Genomic DNA, 6,340 nt, shown 5'->3' with positions numbered 1-6,340 from the left:
AAAAAAATAAAAAAATAATATAATAAATAATCGTATTTAAAAAAAAGAAAAAATATAAAAAAGGAAGTGAAAAAATGGCATACGAAATAAAAAATAAAAAAAATATAGCAACAATTGGATTACATGTAGGACAAGAAGAAACAGATAGTACTGGTTCAAGAGCAGTACCTATCTATCAAACAACATCATATGTATTTAAAGATACAGACCAAGCAGCAAATAGATTTGCTCTACAAGAAGGAGGAAATATATATTCTAGATTAACAAATCCAACCACTGAAGCATTTGAAAAAAGAATAGCTGCAATTGAAGGTGGAAGTGCTGCATATGCAACAGCAAGTGGGTTAGCAGGAATATTCTATGCAATAATCAACCTAACACAAGTAGGAGATAATATTGTATCTGCAGATAATTTATATGGTGGAACATTTGAATTATTTGAAAACACCTTAAAAGATTTAGGAAGAAATGTAAAATTTGTAGATTCACAATCACCAGAATTATTTGAAAAAGCTATAGATGATAAAACAAAAGCAATCTATGTAGAATCCATAGGAAATCCAAAATTAGATGTACCTGACTTTGAAAAAATATCTGAAATTGCACACAACCATGGAATACCACTCATAGCAGATAACACAATAGGTGTTGGAACAATAAGACCATTTGATCATGGAGCAGATATAATTGCAAGTTCAGCAACAAAATACATTGGTGGACATGGAACAACACTTGGTGGAATAGTAATTGAAAAAGGAGATTTCCCATGGGATAATGGTAACTTCCCAGCACTTGTAGAACCAGATGCAACATACAATGGTTTATCATTCTATGAAACTTTTGGTCCAGCAGCATTCACAACAAGAATAAGAGCAGTACTTGGAAGAGATACAGGAGCTGTACCAAGTCCATTCGGTTCATTCTTACTATTACAAGGATTAGAAACACTTGATTTGAGAGTTACAAAACACGGAGAAAATGCTCTTGAAGTAGCAAAACATCTAGAACAGCATCCAAAAGTAGCATGGGTAACATATTCTGGATTAGAAAGTAGTCCAAACCATGAATTAGCTTCTAAATATGCAGAAAAAGGATTCTCTGGAATGGTATCATTTGGTCTTAAAGGAGGCTATGATGCTGCAATAGAATTTATTAACAACACTGAATTATTATCCTTACTTGCAAATATAGGGGATGCAAAATCATTAGTTATACATCCTGCTTCAACAACACACTCACAATTAACAGAAGAACAACAAAAAGCTACTGGAGTAAGTCCAGACCTTATTAGATTATCTGTAGGTATTGAAGATGTTGAAGATATAATCAATGATATAGATAATGCATTAGAAAAAGTTCAATAAGTATTTAAACTACTTTATAACTTCTTTTTCCTTATTTTTTTTTAGAAACATGATAACTATTTAATTTTCAAAACCCATATAACAAATTTAATTTTTGATTTAAAAATATTAAAAAAATCTTTAAATTATCATTTATTTTTTTTAGAATACTATAAAAACAATTAAATGTATTAAAGTATATATTATTTCATAATTATTAATAAATAATCATTATAAAAAGGGGTGGACTAATTAATGACATATAAAAAATCACTAGGAAATGTATCAACAAAGTACTATAAAATGAAAGAAGATTTACAGTTAGATACTGGAAATATTCTAGAAACACCAACAATAGCTTATGAAACATATGGTAAATTAAATAATGAAAAAAGTAATGTAATACTAGTATGTCATGCTTTAACTGGCGATGCACATGCTGCAGGTTGGCATGACGGTGATAAAAAGCCTGGTTGGTGGAATATTATCATTGGTCCTGGAAAACCCTTAGATACAAATAGATATTTTATAATATGTTCTAATGTTCTTGGAAGTTGTAAAGGAACAACAGGTCCATGTGATATTAATCCCAAAACAAACAAACCATATGGTCTTGACTTTCCAATTATTACTATAAATGATATGGTAAAAGCACAGAAAAAATTACTAGACTACCTTGATATAAATCATTTATATGCAGTTGTTGGAGGATCAATGGGTGGAATGCAAGTTCTTCAATGGACTATTACATATCCAGACATGGTTCGTAATGCAATAATGATAGCTTCAGGTGCATATTCTACACCACAACAAATTGCATTTAATGCTGTACAACGTCGTTCCATAATAGAAGATCCTAATTGGAAAGGAGGAAAATATTATGAAGAAGGTGTTAGTCCAGAACAAGGTTTATCTGTAGCACGAATGATTGCACATATAACATATCTAAGTAATGAATCAATGTATGAAAAATTTGGTAGAAAATTACAAGATAAAAATAAATTTAGTTATGATTTTAGTACAGAATTCCAAGTAGAAAGCTACCTAGAACATCAAGGATCTACATTCACAAAGAAATTTGATGCAAACAGTTACCTCTATCTTACAAAAGCTCTTGACTACTTTGAAGTTAGAAAAAATACTTCTCTAGAGGAAGCATTGAAACCTGTTAAATCAAGAATACTTATAATGTCAATTACATCTGACTGGTTATATACACATGAACATATGGAAGAAATTGTAATGGCTCTACGTGCTAACAATGTAGAAGTTTCATATTCAAGACTTAATTCTGAATATGGTCATGATGCATTTTTAATTGAAAATGGTCAAATGAATTATATTATCAGTAACTTCTTATCAAAAGCAAGAGTTAAAGATGTCATGTCCCATACTACTTTAACACTAGATTATACAGCAGATATTAAGGAAGCTGCTGAATTAATGATGAATTGTAACAAAACACATATTCCAATTGTAGATGATGGTAAAGAAATTGTTGGAATTATAACTGCATGGGATTTATCAAAGGCAATAGCAACTGATGCTAATTCTATTGATGATATAATGACAAAAAATGTCTTAACATGCACAGAATATGATTCATTACATAAGGTTATTAGAAAAATGAAAGAACATAATATCTCAGGTTTACCAGTAATTGATAAAAATCACAAAGTAATTGGTAGTATAACCACCGCACATATTTCTAATTTATATGAAAAATAGAACATTTTTCATTATTTACTTTTTTTTAAAAGAAATTTTCATTTTGAAAATATGAATATTAAAAATAGTCTTTCTAAAAAGGGAGGTTAATGTAAATAAAATATATTTACATATCTTCAAATCTATCTTCGAGTTTTTCAAGTACGCCTGGAAGACTTGTGTATTCCATTTCATCTGCAGGTAATCTGTGAGGTTCAAATGGTCCATGTCTTCTCATGTAATTTGCAACTTTTGTTGCTGTGTTTCTTGCATCATCAAATGCTGGATCTGCAAACATATCTACAGGACCAATTAATTTTGCTTCACTTACTTGGAAACCGAGTCCTATTACACGAGGAGGTCCGTCAAATCTTACAGGTCTTGCATCTGCTTGGGATACTGGCATTAAAGGTCCGTTATGTGATCCTCTCATCCATCCACTTACTAAGTGAGGGAATGCGAAAGGTTCGGAAGTTTCTCCACCTGCAGGGAATCCTGATTGTGATCTTACTATTGCAACTGGGTCATCTTTTCCTATGTATTTTCCAGCCATTAAGTTTAATTTATCTGTACTTACTGCTGCTGCTATTTCATTATCAGATCTTCTGAAGATTCTTTTTATTACGTATCTTCCAGTTGAACCAATTAATGCTAATAAATCATACATTTCATCAGGACAGGACATTACAACTTTTCTATTTTCTATTACATCATAAACTTCAAAGTCAAATCCACCATGTAATGATGGGTCAATTACTAATCCTGCAGTGTTGAATGGGTCTGCAAACATTCTAAATAATGGTAAGTTAAATGCTCCTGGTTCTGTTTTGTCACAACAATATGCAAATACAGGATCAGAACCTCTTTCTTTAAATTCCATTTCTGCACTACCTGGACCCATACCTTTTATGTTTCCACTAAATGTATCAGATAATAAATCTTGACCTGCACCGTATAATTTAAGTCCTTTTGCAACTTCTGCTCCAGCCATAAAAGTATCAAATGCTAATTTGTGTACTTCTTCGTTATCGGTACCGTTTGTGTGAGTCATGATCATATCTATATCGTCACCACAATTGGTTATATAAAAATCAGTTAATAATCCTTCTTCTTTTGCATTGGATAAGTATTCGTTACATTTATCTTTTAATTTTTGGTGTGTTACTGCGTGTCCACCAACACTACCAATATCTGCTTTAATTATACTTACAGTTGTTTTCATTCTATTGTACCTCCGAGGTAAAAAAAACTTATGATATTGACATTATTTTTGTAATATTTATTTTCTTGTAAATGAAAACTAAGTTCTATTAGTTTACATGAAATAAATTAATGAATAAATATTTTTTCAATATATAATTTTATTATCTATTTTTATCTTTATAAATTTATTTATCATATCTTTTAAATTTTATTATAATCTATGGAGTATATTATTTGCAACATCTTGTGTATTGTTATGTCCACCCATATCTGGTGTTTTAACTTTACTTTCAGAAATTGTTTCTTCTACTGCATTTTGAATTCTTTTTGCATCATCATATAATCCTAAATATTCAAGCATTAAACAACTTGATAAGATCATTGCTATTGGATTTGCCTTATTAAGTCCTGCTATATCTGGTGCTGATCCATGTACTGGTTCAAATAATCCAGTTTTATCCCCAATATTTGCTGAAGGTATAAGTCCAAGAGTTCCAACTAATCCTCCACCTTCATCAGATAATATGTCTCCAAAGAGATTTGTTGTTACTATAATATCAAATTGAGCAGGATTTGTTATAAGATACATTGCCATAGCATCTATATAATAATCATTGGATTTGATTGTTGGATAATTACTTGCTACTTTATAGAATGTATTTTTAAATATTCCATCAGTTACTGGTAGTACATTTGCTTTATGTGATGCTGTTACTTTACTTTTTTCTGTTTTAAGTGCATAGTTAAAAGCATAATTTATTATTCTTTCTGAAGCTTTGTATGTTATTTTTCTAATGGCTATTGCTTCATCACCAGTACTTTCTTCAATATGTGAATATAGTCCTTCAGAATTTTCACGTATTATTGTAAAATCTATATCTGGATTTGTATATGAATGTATTGGTCTTTGATTTACATATAAATCAAGTTCTTTACGTAATGTCACTATTGCACTTTTTTGTTGTGGAATTGATGTTACTGCTCCAAAGAGTGTACTATCACTTTCTCTACATTGAACAATAGTCTCTTCAGGTAGATTTGTATCATATTTTTGATAACATTCTTTTCCTGCTTCTTTTGGTATAAATTCAAATTTAGAATTTAATGTTTCAAGAATATCTATTGTTGGTTGCATAACTTCTTGTCCTATACCATCACCAGGTATTACTGTTATTTTATACAATTTTTTTATTCTCCTATTATTTTATGTTAATTATTTTTAAGTTGATTTAATTTGTAACTGATAGCTATTTATATTATTTAAACTATATATTTCAATTGTAAGAGTATAGAGAAAAAATAAAAAAAAATAAAGATTAAATTAATAAAGGTGTTTTTAAATGAGTGCAGAAGATGTAAGAAATGCAATTAAAGATCTTAATGATTTAGATAGTTTTGTTAAATTAGAAGCTGAGAATATAATAGCTTCAAATATGCCAGATGAAATTGATGTATTACATGAAGAAATAGTAAAACCATATTATCATAAAGATATTAAATTAGAAATGGTTGAAATTTTAAAAGGACTTAAAGATCCTAGATCTATTGAGATTTTTGCAGAGTTATTACATGACCAGAATAAATGGGTTAGAAGACAATCAAGTAGTGCTCTTGCAGATTATGGTGAAGAAGCTATTGACACTTTACTTAAATTAGTTGATGATGAAAATTGGAGGGCTCGTGGAGGAGCAGTTTGGGCTTTAGGTAAAATTGCTAAACCTGAAACTATTGACGTGTTTGTTAAAGCATCAAAAGATGAACGTAGTTTTGTTCGTTCTGGTTCTGTTTTTGGTTTAGGTAATATTGGTGGCCAAAAAGCTATTGATACTCTTAAGGAATTAGTTTCTACAGATGATAGTGGATATGTCAAGGCAAATGCAATGACCTTTTTAGATAAATTAGAAAAATAAGTTAATAAAAAGAACTTTTTTTATTTTTTTTAAAAATATGTATTTTTTTAATAATTCTTTTAAAATTTTAAATTATTAATAAACATTATTTAATATTTATTATTTTTTTTTATACAAAACACATTTTTATTTTATATTAATTATAATAATTACTATTTATTATAGTAAGGTTTTATT

Annotated in this window: 5 protein-coding genes; 3 read left to right on the top strand and 2 right to left on the bottom strand. The window is 29.2% G+C overall.

Going from position 1 to position 6,340, the window contains the following annotated elements:
* The first annotated feature begins 74 nt into the window (after positions 1–74).
* The gene (locus tag A9758_RS05010) at positions 75–1,364 is read left to right on the top strand and encodes an O-acetylhomoserine aminocarboxypropyltransferase/cysteine synthase family protein (RefSeq protein WP_011406275.1); all 1,290 of its coding nucleotides are present in this window, start codon (positions 75–77) and stop codon (positions 1,362–1,364) included.
* Between the two features lie 234 nt (positions 1,365–1,598).
* Entirely contained in the window at positions 1,599–3,071 is a 1,473-nt protein-coding gene (locus A9758_RS05005; RefSeq protein ID WP_011406274.1) for a homoserine O-acetyltransferase, read from the top strand.
* 106 nt (positions 3,072–3,177) lie between these two features.
* Here the strand turns inward: A9758_RS05005 and fbp are convergent, their stop codons facing one another.
* Positions 3,178–4,272 carry a fructose-1,6-bisphosphate aldolase/phosphatase gene (fbp, locus tag A9758_RS05000; RefSeq protein ID WP_011406273.1) on the bottom strand — a complete coding sequence of 365 codons (1,095 nt, stop codon included), beginning with the start codon at positions 4,270–4,272 and terminating at the stop codon, positions 3,178–3,180.
* A gap of 192 nt (positions 4,273–4,464) precedes the next feature.
* Entirely contained in the window at positions 4,465–5,436 is a 972-nt protein-coding gene (locus A9758_RS04995) for an isocitrate/isopropylmalate dehydrogenase family protein (protein WP_011406272.1), read from the bottom strand.
* A gap of 157 nt (positions 5,437–5,593) precedes the next feature.
* Here A9758_RS04995 and A9758_RS04990 point away from each other — a divergent pair, with 157 nt between their 5' ends.
* Complete coding sequence (locus A9758_RS04990) at positions 5,594–6,163, top strand: HEAT repeat domain-containing protein (protein WP_011406271.1); 570 nt, start codon at positions 5,594–5,596, stop codon at positions 6,161–6,163.
* Positions 6,164–6,340 lie beyond the last annotated feature (177 nt).

This window comes from Methanosphaera sp. A6 (genome assembly GCF_001729395.1).
Classification (GTDB): Archaea; Methanobacteriota; Methanobacteria; order Methanobacteriales; family Methanobacteriaceae; genus Methanosphaera; species Methanosphaera stadtmanae.
The sequence above is the reverse complement of the archived record's forward strand: the minus strand, read 5'-3'. Positions and strand labels throughout refer to the sequence as shown.